An 18,457-nucleotide genomic window follows, 5' to 3' on the forward strand; every position below is an offset into this window, starting at 1 on the left:
GACGACCATCGCGAGCAGGCTCGCTCCTACAGGGAATCGGCGGTGTGCATAGAAGCTGGGGATGTCACAAAACACTGTGGGAGCGGGCTTGCCCGCGAAGGCGGCATCACATTCAACATCTCTGTTGACTGATACACCGCTATCGCCAGCAGGCTGGCTCCCACAGGGGATGGTGTTACTTCAGGGCATCAAGTAGTCGGCAAGCTCGGCGCCAGCACGCCCTGGCGTTTGCGATGGATCAGGAAGTACGCGCCATAGCACAGCGCAATGAAGCCAAAGCCCCAATACAGCGACGGACGCTGGGTTTCATCCAGGGCCAGGAACACGAACAGCGAGCAGCACAGCGTGATGCACATCAGCGGCAGTACCGGGAACCAGGGTGCGCGGTATTTCAGGTCGCTGAGTTTGCCGCCCTCACGCAAGTACGCCTTGCGGAACTTGTACTGCGCCAGCGCGATGACAATCCAGGTCACGGTGCCGGACATGCCGCTCACCGCCATCAGCACCATGAACAAGGTGTCGGCGGCGACGAAGCTGGTCATCAGCGACACCAGCGCGAAGCACAGGGTGATGCTCAAGGCGCGCAGCGGCACGCCACGCTTGCTCAATGGCGACAGGCTTTTCGGCGCCATGCCGGTTTTCGACATCGCCCACAGGATGCGCGTCGAGGCATACAGGCCGGAGTTGCCCACCGACAGGATCGCAGTGAGGATCACGAAGTTCATCAGGTCGGCGGCGTAGGGAATGCCGACCATGTCGAACACCTGCACGAACGGGCTTTCCATCAGGCCCGCCTGCTGCCACGGCACGATGGCCGACAGCACGATGATCGCCAGCACGTAGAAGATCAGTACACGGAACACCACGTTGCGCACGGCACGAGGAATGCTTTTTTCCGGTTGATCGGTTTCACCGGCGGCCACGCCCATGATTTCGCAACCCTGGAACGCGTAGACCACGGTCATCATCACCGCGAACACCGCCGACAGGCCGTTGGGGAACAACGAATCGCCGATCAGGTTGGTCGCCATCGGTGCCGGTGCGCCACTGCTCAGGGGGATCACGCCGAAAATCACCAGCACGCCGACCACGATGAAACCGAGAATCGCCGCGACCTTGATCCCCGAGAACCAGTATTCGGCTTCACCAAAGGCGCGGGTCGCCATGGCATTGATACCGAACAGCACCACCACGAACAGCGCTGACCAATACCAGATCGGCACCGCCGGAAACCAGCGGGTCATCAGCATACCGGCGGCGGTGAACTCCAGGCCCACGGTGGTGGCCCAGCTCATCCAGTACACCCAGCCGATCATGAACCCGGTGGCCGGGCCGATGTATTTTGTGGCGTGGGTCTGGAACGAACCGGACACCGGCATCTGCACCGACAGTTCGCCCAGGCAGACCATCACCAGGTACATCAGGAAACCCGCGACCAGGTAAGCCAGGATCGCCCCCACCGGGCCGCCCTGATTGATGGTCACGCCAGAGCCCATGAACAACCCGGTGCCGATGACACCGCCCAACGACAGCATGAAGATGTGCCGGCTCTTGAGGGCGCGGGTCAGCTGTATGCCTTTACGATCAGTGTTTTCGTTCATGTCGGCACCTCAGCAGTCGGTGAGGTGTGCAGCGCGCGACAGGACGTCACGGCGCAGGGAGGGATCAGCTTTACGGCAAGTCATTATTATTATCTCCAATAAGCTTCGAAGACCGCGCTGCGGCGGTTGCGTCGATTATTGGAAAGCCATGTAAGTTCGCGTTGACCGTAAAGATCGAAGTTGTACAAAGTCGTAACAAACTTGTACGTCAGCTCTGCAACAGGCCTTTCAGGGTGGTCAGTGCCTGCTGCATTTGTTCATCCAGCGCGAGGCTCATGTGGCGGATCGCCGATTCATCGCTGCCCAAGGCCAACGTCTCCAGCGCCCTGAGCATCGTGGCCAGTGAGCGAAACCCCAGCGAGTCGCAACTGCCGGCCAGACGGTGCGCCAGTTGCGCGACCTCGGTGCAGTCGTCGGCGGCAATGGCTTCATGCAGCGCATCGCGGTGCTGAAGAATCGAGTCACGCAGTACCGCCAGCAAACTCTGGACTTTTTGCTCGCCGAGCAGACTGCGATGAGTCTGCAACAGCGGCCAGTCCATTGCCTCATCGCTCGGCAGCGACTCGGCCACGGGCGCCTGCCCTTCCAGCACCTGGCGCAGGTTTTCCAGCTTCAAGGGCTTGGCCAGGACACCGTCCATGCCGGCCTCCAGATAACCGCGCACCAGTGCCGGTTGCACGCTGGCGGTCAGGGCGAAAATGCGCGTATGGCGGTTCGGCCCGTCGCTGTGGCGGATCTGCCGGCATAACTCGACGCCGCTGATACCCGGCAGGTGCACGTCCAGCAGCATCAGATCGAACACCCGCGCCGCGCAGTGTTGCAGTGCCTGATCCGCTTCTTCGGCGAGCCACACCCGGTGGCCGTCCCGTTGCAGCAAGCCCTTGGCCACTTCGCGGTTGAGTGCCACGTCTTCGACCACCAGGATGTTCAGTGCCGGCCCCGCCGCCCGCACAGGCGGGGCCTGAGCCACGCCGCTGGCCGGCTGCAGGGACAGCTCGAACCAGAAACAACTGCCGCGCCCCTCTTCACTGTCCACGCCGATACGGCCGCCCATCTGCTCCACCAGATGTTTGCAGATGGCCAACCCCAGCCCGGTGCCACCAAAACGTTGCGCAACTTCTTCGCTGGCCTGGGTGAAACGCTCGAAAATCTTCGCCTGCATCAAAGGGGCAATGCCGATGCCGTCGTCCGTGACACTGACCCGCAGCCGCTGCCCCGTCTGCTCGCCGGTTTCGCTGAGAAGTGCTACCTCGACGCTGACTTCGCCGCCTTCGGTGAACTTGATCGCGTTGGCCAGCAGGTTGCTCAGTACCTGACGCAGGAACTGCTCGGCGCCGTGGTGATGCTCGGCAATGCGCTGATCGATGCGGCAACTGAGGATCGTGTCGTTGTTCAGCGCTCGCGGTTCCAACAGCGTGAGTACCTCGTCGAGCAACTGGCGCAATGAGAAATCCACCGGTTCGGGATGGCTGACGCCCTCCTCCAGCTTGGCGAAATACAGCACTTCGTTGAGGATCGTCAGCAAGCCTTCGCCAGCCTTGTGCAAGGCATCCAGGCGTTTGCCGTCCTGGGCGTCCAGACGCGCGCCGCGCAACAATTCGGCCATGCCGAGGATGCCATTGAGGGGCGTGCGCAGTTCGTGGCTCATGGTCGCCAGGAACCGCGACTTGGCAAGGTTGGCCGCTTCCGCTTCGTCTTTGGCACGCATCAGGCTGGCGGTACGGCGCTCGACCATTTTCAGCAATTCGTCACGGTTGTCCTGCAAGGCCAGACGATCGGTTTCCCGGCGCTCGATGTCCCGCAGGATCGCCCGGCGCATATCGTCCAGCGCATGGGCCACGGTATCGATTTCGTCGCTGCCGTGACGCTTGTCCAGGTGCAGGGGCTCGTGCCATTCACCGGCGGCGATGCGCCGGGCAAACTCGGCCATGACTTTCAGGTGCCGGGTCACCAGTCGATAAAACAAACCCGACAACGCCACGGCCAGGCCGCAGAGAAACACCGCCATCCACAACAGACTGGTCAAACCGGTGGCGTAGAGACGCTGGTACACCGCCCCCAGATCCGTGCTCACTTCCAGCTCGCCAAGATTGCGCAAAGGGCCGGACGGCGGCTGATAGTCCAAGACAAAGCGCTCGATGCGCATCGGCCCCGTGGGGTGTGGATTGCCCTGAATCAGATCGAAATCGGCGCTGGTCAAGTGCACCCGGGCGACGTCGGAGAAGTCCACCAGCCCGCGCAACTGCACGTTCAATTGCTCCTGATTCAAATCCCAGAGGCTGCGTTCCAGGCTGGCCAGGTAGCCGGCGCGGATCAGCTCCATGCGCGAATCGATGTCGCGCATTTCCCGTCGATACTCGATGTACAGTTGCACGCTGCTGGCCAGCACGGTGAAGCACAGGCTGAACAACAGAATGAACAGCAACAGGCGCCGCAGCAGTCCACCGGGACGGGCGCGAATCATTGCGCATCCGCCGGCAGGTTGATCATGTCGCGGTAGGTCACTTCGCTTTCGTTGAGCCAGCGCTCGATGTCACCGGCATCGACCATCCGCTGCAACTGCGCATTGATCTCGGGCATGCGAGCGGCCAAGGGCGAGTGCCGCGACACGGCGACCCGCAGATAGTCCACGTTCAATGCCTTGGGCAAGGCAACGATGTCCTGGCCGCCTGGCAGGTTTTCCACGTACAGCTGGCCGGTGCGTCGCTCCTGGGTGATGAAATCGATACGCCCGCGAATCAGCTTGCCGAAGTTCTGGCGGCTGTCGGACACCCATTCGATATTGTTGTTGCGCGCAACCATGCGATCGAACTCCACACCATAGCTCTCGCCGAACAACAGGCCGCCACGGTAACGGGCCAGGTCGTCCAGCTGTTCGAATTTCACCGGATGCCGGCGGTTGATGAACAGCGCCACTTCTTCGCGCAATACCGGCACCGTCGAGAACAGCATGCTTTGCTCCCGTTGCGCGGTGCTGTAGGCCAGCACCACATCGACCCGGCCTTCGGCGGCGTCCAGCAGACAGCGTTTCCAGTTACCCAGCACGACTATCTCGACCTCGTAACCCAACCGGCCAAACAGGTTCTTCACCACGCTCGGCGCCAGGCCGCGCACCTGTTTGCCATCACTCCATGAGACCGGCGGGTACACCGGGTAATCGCAATAGCGAACCTTGTCCGCCGCGACGGCATGGCCGGCCACCAGCATCACCAGCAGGCAAAGCCATCGCGCCATCAGCTTCAGGCCGCCACGCTGGCGGTGAACAGGTAACCGGCGCCGTGAATGGTGATGATCAATTGGGGTTCGGCCGGATCGTCGTGCAACTTGCGGCGCAGGCGCCCGACCAGCACGTCGATGGAGCGGTCGTTGGGCACCCACTCGCGGTTGCGGATCTGGTCCATCAACTGATCGCGGCTGAGGGTGTGGCCGCTGTTGCGCAGGAACACGCTGAGCAACTGGTACTCGCCGTGGGTCAGCAGGGTTTCGCTGCCCGAAGGATCGATCAGGCGACGGCGGTCGGTGTCCAGCGACCAGTCGGCGAATTGCTTGACCGGTTTGGCCGCAGCGACGACCGGCGCAGGCGTTTGCGCATGACGTACCCGGCGGATCAGGTTTTTCGCCCGGGACACCAGTTCCCTTGGGTTGAGGGGTTTGATCACGTAGTCATCGGCGCCGCATTCGAGGCCGACGATGCGGTCGATTTCGTCGTTGCGCCCGGTGATCAGGATGATCCCGACTTCCGAGCGCACCCGCAGCTCGCGGGTCAGGGTCAGGCCGTCCTTGCCCGGCAGGCGGATGTCGAGCATCACCAGGTCGACGCTCTGGCTGGCGAGGAAGGTTTCCGCCAGTTCCGCCGTGGCGGCGCAGTGGACGTCGTAGCCTTCCTGGGACAGGTAGGCGTGCAGCAGATCGCGAATCAGCGGATCGTCATCGACGATCAATACCCGAGGAGTCATCGCTTGGTGTCCGGCATAGGCCCTGAGGGCCCGTTTCTTATTGGAGTGTTTTCCTGCATCGGCGCCAGAGAGTATCCAGTACTGAACAACTGATCAACAGTCGCTCGTCCGCACGCAAAAACGCTGGCGTCCGCCGGCCTGTAACCCGTCGACCCAGGCCTCGCAAATCTGGATGCCCTGCTGCGGCGTGAAGGTACCCGAGTTCAGCCCGAACTCCAGCCACAAGCCGTCGAGCAAGGCACTGAGGCTGATAGCCGCGAGGTCGGCGTCGAAGTTTTCCCAACCCTCCTCCCGAGCCAGTTCCGCCAGCACCCTGCCGAGGATGCCGCGATACTCGCCATAGGAATGATCGTGGACCTGGTTAATGGCCTCGGCGGTTTTCACCGCGCCCCAGAACGCCAGCCAGGCATCGATCAGTTGCGGATCGAGCAGCTCGGCGGAAAACGACCCGCGGAAAAACGCCGACAAGCGCTCTCGGGCATTCGGCGCGGCTTGCTCCATGGCATCGCGCAGCAAGGTCATGACCCGTCCGGTGATCGCCATGTAGGCCTCGGCCACCAGTTCGTCCTTACCGGAATAGTGATGGCTGATCAGCCCCACCGAAACCCCGGCCTCGGCAGATATCTTGCGGATCGACGCGCCCTGGAAACCATGACGCTTGAGGCACACCAGCGTCGCCTCGATCAGGTTGGCTTTGCGCAACTCCGGTTCCATGCGGGAAAAACGGGCTTCCTGATTCATGGGCGACACGCTCCTTGGTTCAATCGTTCAGGCCTGTGCGGGTTAGCGGCGGGCTGAACGACTGTACAGCAAGAGCGGGCCAAGTCTCCAGTCGGGTGTAAGCCAGATGGACCGTGGCGCGCCCATCGCGAGCAGGCTCGCTCCCACCTTTGATCCGGGTGACCACATATTTGGTGTACGACGCAAATCCCCTGTGGGAGCGAGCTTGCTCGCGATGGCGTTAGTCCATTCAACACAGGATCTGGATCAGTCGCGGTAACCCGGCGCCACTCGATCCAGCAACCGCAACAACGCCGCCCAGGCCAGTTGCATGGCATCCGGATCCGCGAGCTGGCCTTCTTCCAGTGGCCGACCGGGGTCGTTGAACTGCCGCTCGGTATGCGCGCAAACCTCCGCCGGCGGCAGCACCAACTCACCGGCAGCCATGGCCGCCAACTGAATCTCACAGGCCTTTTCCAGGTAATACATGCGCAGGAACGCCTGGCTCACCGTCTCACCCACTGTCAACAAACCATGGTTGCGCAACATCAGTACCGACTTGTCACCCAGATCCGCCACCAGACGTTGCTGCTCGCTCAGGTCCAGCGCCACGCCCTCGTAGTCGTGGTAGGCAACCCGGCCATAGAACTCCATGGAAATCTGGTTCACCGGCAATAGTCCGCACTTCAACGCCGCCACCGCGCAACCGGATTTGGTGTGGGTATGCAGCACGCATTGCGCATCTTCACGGGCGCCATGGATGGCGCTGTGGATCACGAAGCCGGCCGGGTTGACCGGGTACGGCGAAGGCTCCACGGCATGGCCATTGAGGTCAATCCTGACCAGATTGGACGCGGTGATTTCATCGAACATCAGCCCGTAAGGGTTGATCAGAAAGTGATGCTCCGGCCCCGGAATGCGCATCGAGATGTGGGTGAAGATCAGATCGGTCATGCGAAAGTGCGCAATCAAGCGATAACAGGCTGCCAGTTCCTCACGCAGGCGCTGTTCGGTGGCGCTGCGTTCAGCAGTCGGTGCCATCTGAATATTGTTCATTATTGGAGTTCTCCACACTGATCGGCTGGGGCAGACAGTAATGCTGGACGCTTCCCTGCGTCCAGCCGCGGGCGGTTATTTACTGGCCCATGCATTGAAGCGTTCTTCGAGCTCCTCACCATGATCGACCCAGAAACCCACGTTCATCGACAGTGCACCCTTGAGGTTCTGTGGCGCAGTGGGCACCCATTGCGCCAGTTTGTCGTCCAGCCGCGCGGCGGCCTGGGTGTTGGTCGGGCCGTAGGGGATCTGCTGCACGTAGTTGACCTGGGCGTCCGGCTGGTTGGCGAAGGCAATAAAGCGCTTGGCCTGATCCACATGTCTGGACCCTTTGATGATCGCCCAGTAGTCCATGCCGTACAGGCTGCCGGGCCACACCAGAGCGAGGTGGCTGCCTTTCTGCGCGGCATCGGCGATGCGCCCGCTGTAGGTCGAGGTCATCACCACATCGCCGGCGGTCAGCCATTGCGGCGGCTGTGCGCCCGCCTCCCACCACTGGATGTAAGGCTTGAGTTCAGTGAGTTTGGCGAATGCCCGGTCCACGCCCTGCGGGGTGCCGAGCACCTTGTAGACGTCTTCGGTTTTCACCCCGTCGGCCAGCAAGGCGAATTCCAGGTTGTACACCGCGCGTTTGCGCAGCCCACGCTTGCCGGGGGTTTTCTTCACGTCCCAAAAATCTGCCCACGAGGTCGGGGCCTGGGCCAGTTTGTCAGTGTCGTAGGCAATGGCCACGCTCCACACCAGCGCGGCGGAACCGCATTCCTGCGCCGCTTCGGGGATCAACTGGTCGGCGTGGCCCAGGCGAGTCCAGTCCAGGCGCTCATACATGCCTTCCTCGCAGCCGCGCATCAGGTCCGGGCCTTCGATCTGCACCACGTCCCAGTCGACGTTGCCGGTGTCGACCATCACTTTGATCTTGGCCATCTCGCCGTTGTATTCGCTCTGGATCACCTTGCTTTGATCCACGGCGGCGAAGGGTTGAAAGAACGCCACGTCCTGGGCTTTTTGTCCGGCTCCGCCGTATCCGACCACTACCATGTCCGATGCTGCCTGAGCACTGCCCAGGCCCATGGCCACGGACAACACCAAGGGATAAAAACCGTGCTTGAGCATGTGCGATTTCATCAATGGTTCCTCTTGCAGGTGCCACGGGACCCAAGGCCCGCGCAGCCCTTTTTTATTGTTGTGAGGTTCGGCCCGGGAGCGGGCTCGAGATGAAACTACTCCACGCCACAGTAAAAAAACAAGTTGATTTTTTACTGAAGGTAAACTTCTATAGACCAATAATAACAACCGAAACCTGATGCCTCTGTAGGAGCGAGCCTGCTCGCGAGGGACCTGAGAACGCCGCGGGGTATCAGATACCCAGCGTTATCGTTGACGACCATCGCGAGCAGGCTCGCTCCTACAAAGAGCAGCCTGCCTGGAGTAATCGCACCATGCCGACACCCGCCTTCGCGCACCTGTTCGAACCCCTGGAGATCCGTGGCAAGCGCCTGAAGAACCGCATCATGTCCAGCGGACACGACACCTCGATGCCCACCGACAACCTGGTCAATGAACAATTGATCGCCTATCACCGGGCGCGTGCCGAAGGCGGTGCGGGGCTGATCGTGCTGCAGGTGGCTGGCGTGCATGACAGTGCGCGCTACACCTCCCACGTGCTGATGGCCACCGACGATGCATGCATCGAGGGCTACCGCAAACTGGCGCGAACCTGCCATGCCCACGGCACTGTGGTGTTGTCCCAGGTGTTCCATCCGGGGCGGGAGATCATGGAGTCCAGCGATGGCCTGCTGGCGGTGGCCTACTCTGCATCGTCGGTGCCCAACGAACGGTTCCGGGTGATGCCCCGCGCGCTGGACCAGGCGATGATCGACGAGATCGTCGCCGGTTATGCCGCTGCCGCCCGGCGCCTGCACCAGGCAGGCATCGATGGCGTCGAGGTCGTGGCCAGCCACGGTTACCTGCCGGCGCAATTCATCAATCCGCGGGTCAACCGGCGTACCGATGGCTACAACGGCGAACTGGAGCAGCGTTTGCGTTTTCTGCGCGAGGTCATAGCCGCTGTGCGCGAGGCGACCGACGAGCAGTTCATCGTCGGCCTGCGCATCTCCGCCGACGAGCGCGACCCTGAGGGCCTGACCGAGGACGAATCCCTGGCCGCCGTGCAGTCACTGCAAGCGCAGCTTGATTACGTGCATATCGTCGCCGGCACCTCGGCTTCCCTTGGTGGCGCGGTGCATATCGTGCCGCCCATGGCGATCGAAGCGGCGTACCTGGCCAGGGAAGCCGGAACTTTCAAGGCCAGTCTGGACATTCCGCTGTTCGTCACCGGGCGCATCAACCAGCCCCAGGAAGCCGAGCTGATTCTGGCTCGCGGCCAGGCCGATGTGTGCGGCATGACCCGGGCGCTGATCTGCGATCCGCAAATGCCCAACAAGACCGACACCGGCCGCGTCGAAGACGTGCGGGCTTGCATTGCCTGCAATCAGGCCTGCATCGGCCACTTCCACAAGGGCTTGCCGATTTCCTGCATCCAGCACCCGGAAACCGGGCGCGAACTGGTCTTCGGCGAACGCCGACAAGCGCCACAGCGCAAACGCATCATGATCGCCGGCGGTGGACCGGCCGGGATGAAAGCCGCCACCGTCGCGGCCCAGCGCGGCCATGAGGTGACGCTGTACGAAGCCAATTCGCAACTGGGCGGTCAGGTATTGCTCGCGCAACTGCTGCCACGGCGCAGCGAGTTCGGCGGAGCGAGTACCAACCTGCAGCGAGAAATGGAACTGGCCGGCGTGCGCGTGGTGCGCAATACCCGAGTCGACCGGGCACTGGTGGAGCAGGAAAAACCGCACGTGGTGATCGTCGCTACCGGAGCCGAGCCCTACTGGCCGCCCTTCGAGCGCGGCGGTGAATTGCAGGTGGTGGACGCCTGGCAAGTGCTGCGCGATGAAGTACGGATCGGCCGCTCAGTGGTGGTGGTCGACTGGCGTTGCGACTGGATCGGCCCCGGTATCGCCGAACGGCTGGTGCGCGCCGGGCACCAGGTGCAACTGGCGGTCAACGGCACCCATTGCGGGGAAAACCTGCCGCTGTACGTGCGCGATCAACTGGCCGGCGAGCTGCATAAGCTGGGTGTGCCGATCACCCCTTACGCGAGGCTGTATGGCTGCGATGACAACACGGTGTACCTGCAACACACCGCCAGTGGCGAACCGATGTTGATGGAAAACATCGATACGCTGGTGCTGTGCCAGGGGCATCAACCGGTGGATACCCTGGGCGCTGAGTTGCAAGGGCTGGTGGAGTTTCGCCGAATCGGCGACTGCCTGGCACCGCGTACCGCCGAAGAAGCGATTTATGAAGGCCTGAAAGTCGCGTGGGAGCTTTAAGGCTGTTTATACTCCGGGGCTTTAACGGCTAACACCGCCCCTGTAGGAGCGAGCCTGCTCGCGATGAACCCGAGAACACCGCTGGGTGTCAGGCTTCCAGCGTTATCGTTAACGACCATCGCGAGCAGGCTCGCTCCTACAGGGGGATGTGGCCCCTTCCCGGTTCGGAATTTTCCATGAGCAACAACAGCAAGTCACAGCCCGCAACCGGCAGCGCCGAACCGCATTTTCTCGGCACGCGCATTCGCGGCCTGCGCAAGCGCCGGGGCATGACCCTGGCGGAACTGGCGCAACAGAGCGAACTCACCGCCGGCTACATCAGCCAGCTGGAACGCAACCTCGCCTACCCGTCGATTCCGGCGCTGTTCAACATTGCCCGCAGCCTCGGCGTTACCATCCAGTGGTTCTTCGCCAGTGAAGCAGTCACCGCGCCAGAGGATGACGGCGTCGTGGTGCGCAAGAACAGCCGCCTGAACGTGCACTACGAAGACGGCATCGTCGACCAGTTGCTGACACCGCAGGCCAACCGTCAACTGGAAATGCTCCACTCGCGTTTCCCGCCCGGCACCTACAGCCAGCAAAGCTACAGCCACGACGGTGAAGAAGCCGGTTACTTGCTCTCGGGGCGTTTCGAGTTGTGGGTCGGCGAGCGCCATTTCCAGCTCAATGAAGGCGACAGCTTCAGCTTTTCCAGCCAGGAACCGCACCGCTACGGCAACCCCGGCGATGTCGATGCAGTGGTGATCTGGGTGATTACGCCGCCGACGTTCTAACGTCGGCGGCGACTGTTTGCCTGAGTGGTACTCGCACGCTTGAGGGTGTCGCTCGGCAGCTCGTTGAACAACGCGCGGTAGCTGCTGGAAAACCGCCCCAGATGCCAGAACGACCAATGCATCGCCACTTCGGCCACGGTGGTTTGCATCGGCGTGCGGCTGAGCAATTCGCGGCGGGCGCTGTTGAGGCGGCGCAGACGCAACCATTGGGTCGGCGACATGCCGGTGTAGGTTTTGAACGCATGCTGCAACTGGCGCAGTGAAACCCCCGCGACCTGGGACAACTCCAGCAGGTTGAGGTGTTCTTCCGGGGTGTCCGCCGCCCATTCCCCTACCCGCTTCATGATCGACCGCTCCCCGGCACGGCGCTGCAACGCGCCCTGGTCGAGGCCGACACAGGCGTTGTCGAGGATGAACAGGCAATCTTCCAGCAGTTGCTGGGTCAGCGCTTCGCGACTTGGTGGATCGAAGGTCTGCGACAGCCGCGTCAAGGTCCCGCTGAGCCAACGGCAAAACAGCGCGTTCTGCCGGGAGTTGAGCGGTGCCATGAACAGCCCTTCGAGCCTGGCGATGTCGAGGCTGTGGCGCTTTACAAACTCCGGCCCGAACACCACGGCGATTTCCTGGTAGTTCTCCGGGGTGATCCAGATGTTGCGGCTTTCGCCATTCAACACGTACAGCGCGTTGTCGCCGCGATCGAAACAGAACGACAACGAGCCCTGGGGCGCGCTGAAATTCTGCTCGACCCGGGTGTTCATCGACTCTTCGTAAATTTCCACGCCCTGCAGATCCAGATAACGCACCAGGCCTGCGAAATGCCCAGGCGACATCTGCTGGTATTGCTGCACCCAACCCGGCGTGGCGCGGATTTGCTCGGCGACATCGGCGGTGTTGAACGCTTGGACCTGAAGGGAAGTGGAACCTGTCATGGGGCGACCTTGCGCACTCTTTTGGTGCGCTTTGTGCTGCTTAAAGTGGATAGATGGAACCGCAAGGCTCGCACAAGATAGTCGTCAACGCGCTACAGGGGAAGTGTCCGGCGGATGAAACCGGTCTCTCCTGGCGTTAATAAAACCAATAACGAGGTCTTTATGAATGTCCCTTTCGATCAGCTGTTCACTTGGCTGAAAGATCACAAGATTACCGAAGTCGAGTGCGTCGTCAGCGATCTGACCGGCATTGCACGCGGCAAAATCGCACCCACCAACAAGTTCCTGCATGAGCGAGGCATGCGCCTGCCGGAAAGTGTGTTGTTGCAAACGGTAACCGGGGACTTTGTCGACGACGACATCTACTACGACCTGCTCGACCCGGCCGATATCGACATGGTCTGCAAGCCCGACGCCGACGCCGTCTACGTGGTGCCATGGGCCATCGAGCCGACCGCCATCGTGATCCACGACACCTTCGACAAGTTTGGCAACCCGATCGAACTGTCGCCGCGCAACGTGCTGAAGAAAGTCCTGCAGTTGTATACCGACAAGGGCTGGCGGCCGATTGTCGCGCCGGAAATGGAATTCTACCTGACCCAGCGCTGCGAAGACCCGGACTTGCCGCTCAAGGCGCCGATGGGCCGTTCTGGCCGCGCCGAAAGCGGTCGTCAGTCGTTCTCCATCGACGCGGCGAACGAATTCGACCCGCTGTTCGAAGACGTCTATGACTGGTGCGAACTGCAAGGTCTGGACCTCGACACGCTGATCCACGAGGACGGCCCGGCGCAGATGGAAATCAACTTCCGTCACGGCAACGCCCTGGACCTTGCCGACCAGATCACCGTGTTCAAGCGCACCATGCGTGAAGCGGCGCTCAAGCACAACGTGGCGGCAACCTTCATGGCCAAGCCGGTCGGCGACGAGCCGGGCAGCGCCATGCACCTTCACCAGAGCGTGGTGGACATTGCCACGGGCCAGCCGATCTTTGCCGATGCCGATGGCAACATGAGCGAGCTGTTCCTGCATCACATCGGTGGTTTGCAGAAGTACATCCCGAAAGTGCTGCCGATGTTCGCGCCTAACGTCAACTCGTTCCGCCGCTTCCTGCCGGACACCTCGGCACCGGTGAACGTCGAATGGGGCGAAGAGAACCGCACCGTCGGCCTGCGCGTGCCGACTTCCAGCCCCGATGCAATGCGCGTGGAAAACCGCTTGCCGGGTGCCGACGCCAACCCGTACCTGGCCATCGCCGCCAGCCTGCTGTGTGGTTACCTGGGCATGGTCGAGCGCATCGAGCCGAGCGCCGCGGTAGAGGGCCGCGCCTATGAGCGTCGCAACCTGCGCCTGCCGATCACCATCGAAGACGCCCTGACCCAGATGGAAGAATGCGACACCGTCAGCCGCTACCTGGGCAGCAAGTTCGTGCGCGGCTATGTCGCGGTCAAACGCGCCGAGCACGAGAACTTCAAACGGGTGATCAGCTCCTGGGAGCGTGAGTTCCTGATGCTCAGCGTCTGAGATTTGCGCTGTCCTTAAGACCTTCGCGAGCAGGCTCGCTCCCACAGGGGAACGCATTCCAAATGTGGGAGCGAGCCTGCTCGCGATGACGGCCGACAGAACACCAAAGAATCACCTGAACAATCCAATAATTCCAAGAGGTATCGATATGCGTCTTTTGAAATCCGTGGTCCCGGCCGCGCTGGCGATTCTGTTCAGTGCCGTTGCCCAGGCCCAGCCCCAGGTCAGCGTCTACAACTGGACCGACTACATCGGCGAAACCACCCTCGCCGACTTCCAGGCCAAGACCGGGATCAAGGTGATCTACGACGTATTCGATTCCAACGAAACCCTGGAAGGCAAACTGCTCGCCGGTCGTACCGGGTATGACGTGGTGGTGCCGTCCAACCACTTCCTCGCCCGCCAGGTGAAGGCCGGCGCGTTCCTCAAGCTCGATCGCGAGCAACTGCCGAACTTCAAGAACCTCGACCCGAAACTGCTGGCTTTGCTTGAGAAAAACGATCCGGGCAACGCACACTCTGTGCCGTACCTGTGGGGCACCAACGGCATCGGCTATAACGTCGACAAGGTCAAGGCGGTGCTGGGCATCGACAAGATCGATTCCTGGGCCGTGCTGTTCGAACCGGAAAACATCAAGAAGCTCAGTGCCTGCGGCGTGTCGATGATGGACTCGGCGGACGAAGTGTTCCCGGCGATGCTCAACTACATGGGCATGGACCCGCGCAGCGAAAACCCCGAGGACTTCAAAAAGGCCGAAGCCAGGCTGCTGCAGATCCGTCCCTACATCACCTACTTCCACTCCTCCAAGTACGTCTCGGACCTGGCCAACGGCGACATCTGCGTGGCGTTCGGTTACTCGGGCGACGTGTTCCAGGCCGCCAACCGCGCCAAGGAAGCCAAGAACGGCGTGAACATCGCCTACGCCATTCCCAAGGAAGGCGCCAATCTGTGGTTCGACTTGTTGGCCATCCCCGCCGACGCCGGCAATCCAAAAGAAGCTCACGCCTTCATCAACTACCTGTTGGACCCGCAAGTGATTGCCAAGGTCAGTGAGTCGGTCGGCTACGCCAACCCGAACCCGGCCGCCAAGCAGTACATGGACCCTGAGCTGGTCGGCAACCCCGAGGTTTATCCGCCCCAGGAAGTCCTCGACAAACTCTACATCTCCACCACGCCGCCGCAGTCGATCATGCGCCTGATGACCCGCTCGTGGAGCAAAGTGAAGTCCAACAAATGAATCAGTACACCAAGGAACACACCCACTCCTGGTACGCGGCATCCGCCAAGGGCATGAGGCAGCGTCCCGCGCTGGCCTCGGACCTTACGGCCGACGTCTGCGTGGTCGGCGCGGGTTTCACCGGCATCAACACCGCCATCGAACTGGCCCAGCGCGGGCTCTCGGTGATCTTGCTGGAAGCCCGGCGAATTGGCTGGGGCGCCAGCGGGCGCAACGGTGGCCAGTTGATTCGAGGCATCGGCCATGACGTCAGTGGTTTCGCCAGGCACATCGGCGCCGATGGCGTGCAATACCTGGAGCATGCCGGGACCGAGTCGGTGCAAGTCGTGGCCAATCGCGTCCGCGAGCACGGTATCGATTGCGATCTGAGCTGGGGCTTTTGCGAGCTGGCCAATACCCCGGCCCAGTTCAAGGCACTCAAGGCCGAGCAGACGGAACTCATTGAATCCGGCTACGCCTTTGAAACCCGATTGGTGGCACCGGAGCAAATTCGTGAACAGGTGGTGAATTCCGCTGTGTATGCCGGTGGCCTGGTGGACATGGGCTCGGGGCATTTGCATCCGCTGAACCTGGTCCTTGGCGAAGCGCAAGTTGCCGAGTCCCTTGGGGTGCAAATTTTCGAGCAGAGCCCGGTGCTGGAGTTGATCCATGGCAGCACGGTGCAGGTCCGTTGCGCCGGTGGCACGGTGCGCGCAGACACCTTGGTGCTGGCCTGCAATGCGCACCTCGAAGAACTGGAACCGAAGCTCAGCGGCAAGGTGCTCCCGGCGGGCAGCTACATCATCGCCACCGAGCCGTTGTCGCAAGATGCCGCGGCAAAACTGATCCCGCACAACGTCGCGCTGTGCGACCAGAAAGTCGGCCTGGATTACTACCGGCTCTCGGCTGACCGGCGTTTGCTGTTCGGCGGTGCCTGCCATTACTCCGGGCGCGATCCTTCGGACATCAGCGCCTACATGCGCCCGCAGATGCTCAAGGTATTCCCGCAACTGGCCGATGTGCGCATCGACTATCAGTGGGGCGGCAAGATCGGCATCTCGGCCAACCGCTTCCCCCAGGTCGGGCGCCTGAGCCAGCACCCGAACGTGTTCTACGCCCAGGGTTACTCCGGCCATGGACTGAACGTGACCCACTGGTGCGCGAAGTTGTTGGGCGAAGCGATCCATGTCGGCCATAGCAAAGGCTTCGACGTGTTCAGCGCCGTGCCGCACATGACCTTCCCCGGCGGACGCGCTCTGCGTTCACCCTTGCTGGCCCTTGGCATGTTCTGGTATCGGATGCGGGAAGTGCTGGGTTGACCACCGGGCGCCTGAGGCGAGTTGTCCCTCGCTTCAGGCGTCCCGGCAGGTCAGGCGGGGGCTGCAGCGACCTCAAGTGGCCGCTGCGACACGCCTATTGAGGTATCGGAATGTGAATGCCTTCCTTCTGCAAATCCTCCCGAACCGACTGGAACTTCTGATACTTGGACAACTCGATCGGCCCGTCATAGGTCATGCTTTGCATCTTGCGTGGCGGATACTTGATGTAGGTCTGCATCAGCTTGTTGATCGCCTGACTGATCGGCACCATGGTCCAGGTACGCTCGGTGACGTTACTCATGAAGATGTCATAGCGCTCCTGTGGGTCCTGGTACAAATCGAAGACCTGAGGCACTGTCGCCACGTACTTGGTGGCACCTTTCCAGCCCAGGTTGGTGTCCACGGCCAAGCCACCGGTTTGGGCACCATCGTCGCCGCGCAGGTTGAACACGGCTTTGTAGTTGCCTACACGGGCCGCCCCTGGCGATAACTCGTTTTCGGTAAAGTAGAACCACTCTTTGCGTGGGTTGGGGCCAGTGCCGGTAATCACCGGGGTCATGTCATAGCTGTCGAAAAAGATCGGCTGACCTTCGCGATCCTTCTCCGGCAACTTGATACCGGCCACCGAGGCGAAGGTCGCCATCAGATCGAGCCCGCCGAGAATGTCGTGGTTCTTGGCGTTCGGTTTGATTTTTCCGGGCCAGGTCATGATCGCCGGCACCCGGTTGCCGCCCTCGCGCACGGTGCCCTTGGTGCCACGGAACGGCGTGTAGCCGGCATCCGGGTAAACGTCCTGCCAGGCGCCGTTGTCGGTGGTGTAGACCACCAGCGTGTTCTTATCCAGGCCCAGCGCCTTGAGCTTGTCCATGATATGGCCGATGCGCGTATCCAGTTCGACCACCGAGTCGGCGTATTTGGACTTGGAGATCGACTTGTGAACGAACTCCGGTGCCGGCAGGTTCGGCTGGTGCACTTTCATGAAGTTGACGTTGATGAAGAACGGCTTGTCGGATTTGGCGGCGGTGTCGAGGAATTCCAGTGCGGCCTTTTCCACATAGCCGTCAAAGTAGGGAATCCCGACGACACCGGGTTTGCCATCGATGACCGGCGTATCAACATACTGGCCGTTGATCTTGAACTCTTCGACGGGCTTCTCTCCGGCCTTGCCCGAGAGTGCGCCCTTGGTCACCTGGGCAAACATCGCCCGGGTTTCCGGGTCCATGTCAGGGAACCAGGTCGGGTCGGCGTAGGTGTAGGCATTGAGGTGATAGAGGCCGACGTACTTCATCACGTCATAGCCCTGGGCATTGGGCATCGCATAGTCGGCTTCACCCAGGTGCCACTTGCCGGTGAAATAGGTTTCGTAACCGCCGGTCTTGAGCACCGAGGCCAGGGTCCATTCAGCGGCGGGCAAACCACCGCCCTGACCCTGAAAGGCCACGGTGGTCATGCCGCTGCGATTGGGGATGCGCCCGGTCTGCATGGCGGCTCGCCCAGGCGTACAACTCGGTTGCGCGTAGAACGAATAAAAGGTTGTGCCCTCAGCGGCCAGTTCGTCGATGCTGGGTGTCGGCATGCCTCGACCGACCCCGCCACCGTATGGCCCAAGATCACCGTAGCCGGTATCGTCGGACACGATGAACAGGATATTGGGCTTTTCTGTTTGTGCTGCCTGGGCCATACCGTTGAGCGCTATCAGTAATGAACCTGCAATGTAGAACCTTGAGCGATGCGAGAGTCTTTTCATGGCGACCTTCCTTTATCGGGACGGATCCTTGCGGCCGGCGACTTTTTTCAAGTAATCCGAGACCGGACCCTGGTGAGTTACCCCCAAACCATGCCCTCTGATTAGTTCCAAGCGTTCAACTGCCAAAAAAATGAAAAGCCTGTTGCTACTCAAGGCACCCGAATCAGCCTAGTACGGTTATTATCAAAACGCGCATGGCCGGCAGAAGAATTAAAAATCGTCCG

The 18,457-nt window shown here is 61.4% G+C and carries 14 protein-coding genes; 5 read left to right on the plus strand and 9 right to left on the minus strand.

Translation table 11 applies throughout. From position 1 onward, the window contains the following. Positions 1-188: 188 nt before the first annotated feature. The 7 genes from ACM6J5_RS14185 to ACM6J5_RS14215 form a co-directional block, all read right to left on the minus strand. On the minus strand, positions 189-1,601 hold the full coding sequence (locus tag ACM6J5_RS14185) for an amino acid permease (protein WP_414928766.1): 1,413 nt from the start codon (positions 1,599-1,601) through the stop codon (positions 189-191). A 208-nt stretch (positions 1,602-1,809) separates the two neighbouring features. Beyond that, complete coding sequence (locus ACM6J5_RS14190) at positions 1,810-4,065, minus strand: ATP-binding protein (RefSeq protein WP_414928767.1); 2,256 nt, start codon at positions 4,063-4,065, stop codon at positions 1,810-1,812. Further along, positions 4,062-4,835 (minus strand): substrate-binding periplasmic protein, encoded by a 774-nt coding sequence (locus ACM6J5_RS14195; RefSeq protein ID WP_414928768.1) that lies wholly within the window; start codon positions 4,833-4,835, stop codon positions 4,062-4,064. Before ACM6J5_RS14195 ends, ACM6J5_RS14190 begins: the two co-directional genes overlap by 4 nt. Positions 4,836-4,840: 5 nt before the next feature. Beyond that, positions 4,841-5,557, minus strand: coding sequence for a response regulator (locus ACM6J5_RS14200; protein WP_095943546.1), 717 nt, complete (start codon positions 5,555-5,557; stop codon positions 4,841-4,843). 93 nt (positions 5,558-5,650) lie between these two features. After that, positions 5,651-6,298 carry a TetR family transcriptional regulator C-terminal domain-containing protein gene (locus ACM6J5_RS14205; RefSeq protein WP_095943547.1) on the minus strand — a complete coding sequence of 216 codons (648 nt, stop codon included), beginning with the start codon at positions 6,296-6,298 and terminating at the stop codon, positions 5,651-5,653. A gap of 246 nt (positions 6,299-6,544) precedes the next feature. After that, positions 6,545-7,333, minus strand: a complete 789-nt coding sequence (locus ACM6J5_RS14210; protein WP_095943548.1) for a class II aldolase/adducin family protein — start codon at positions 7,331-7,333, stop codon at positions 6,545-6,547. A gap of 75 nt (positions 7,334-7,408) precedes the next feature. Next, positions 7,409-8,458, minus strand: coding sequence for an ABC transporter substrate-binding protein (locus tag ACM6J5_RS14215; protein ID WP_095943549.1), 1,050 nt, complete (start codon positions 8,456-8,458; stop codon positions 7,409-7,411). A gap of 314 nt (positions 8,459-8,772) precedes the next feature. Between ACM6J5_RS14215 and ACM6J5_RS14220 the strand changes: the two genes are divergently transcribed. Further along, complete coding sequence (locus tag ACM6J5_RS14220; RefSeq protein ID WP_095943550.1) at positions 8,773-10,728, plus strand: FAD-dependent oxidoreductase; 1,956 nt, start codon at positions 8,773-8,775, stop codon at positions 10,726-10,728. Between the two features lie 176 nt (positions 10,729-10,904). Continuing rightward, on the plus strand, positions 10,905-11,501 hold the full coding sequence (locus ACM6J5_RS14225) for a cupin domain-containing protein (protein ID WP_150672872.1): 597 nt from the start codon (positions 10,905-10,907) through the stop codon (positions 11,499-11,501). Here the strand turns inward: ACM6J5_RS14225 and ACM6J5_RS14230 are convergent. Further along, the gene (locus ACM6J5_RS14230) at positions 11,498-12,430 is read right to left on the minus strand and encodes a helix-turn-helix domain-containing protein (protein ID WP_414928769.1); all 933 of its coding nucleotides are present in this window, start codon (positions 12,428-12,430) and stop codon (positions 11,498-11,500) included. The two genes, ACM6J5_RS14225 and ACM6J5_RS14230, sit on opposite strands and share 4 nt — an antisense overlap. Before the next feature lie 162 nt (positions 12,431-12,592). On the opposite strand from ACM6J5_RS14230, the gene ACM6J5_RS14235 reads away from it, so the two are divergent. From ACM6J5_RS14235 to ACM6J5_RS14245, 3 genes are all read left to right on the plus strand, one after another. Then, a complete protein-coding gene (locus tag ACM6J5_RS14235) occupies positions 12,593-13,951 on the plus strand; it encodes a glutamine synthetase family protein (RefSeq protein WP_150672874.1) in 1,359 nt (452 codons plus the stop codon). Positions 13,952-14,099: 148 nt separating this feature from the next. After that, on the plus strand, positions 14,100-15,188 hold the full coding sequence (locus ACM6J5_RS14240) for a polyamine ABC transporter substrate-binding protein (RefSeq protein WP_150672875.1): 1,089 nt from the start codon (positions 14,100-14,102) through the stop codon (positions 15,186-15,188). After that, on the plus strand, positions 15,185-16,486 hold the full coding sequence (locus tag ACM6J5_RS14245) for an NAD(P)/FAD-dependent oxidoreductase (RefSeq protein WP_414928770.1): 1,302 nt from the start codon (positions 15,185-15,187) through the stop codon (positions 16,484-16,486). The genes ACM6J5_RS14240 and ACM6J5_RS14245 overlap by 4 nt, the downstream gene beginning before the upstream one ends. 94 nt (positions 16,487-16,580) lie before the next feature. On the opposite strand, the gene ACM6J5_RS14250 is transcribed toward ACM6J5_RS14245, so the two are convergent. Further along, positions 16,581-18,233 (minus strand): arylsulfatase, encoded by a 1,653-nt coding sequence (locus tag ACM6J5_RS14250; RefSeq protein ID WP_150672877.1) that lies wholly within the window; start codon positions 18,231-18,233, stop codon positions 16,581-16,583. Positions 18,234-18,457: the final 224 nt, after the last annotated feature.

It is taken from the genome of Pseudomonas sp. IT-P74, assembly GCF_949768175.1.
Taxonomy (GTDB): domain Bacteria; phylum Pseudomonadota; class Gammaproteobacteria; order Pseudomonadales; family Pseudomonadaceae; genus Aquipseudomonas.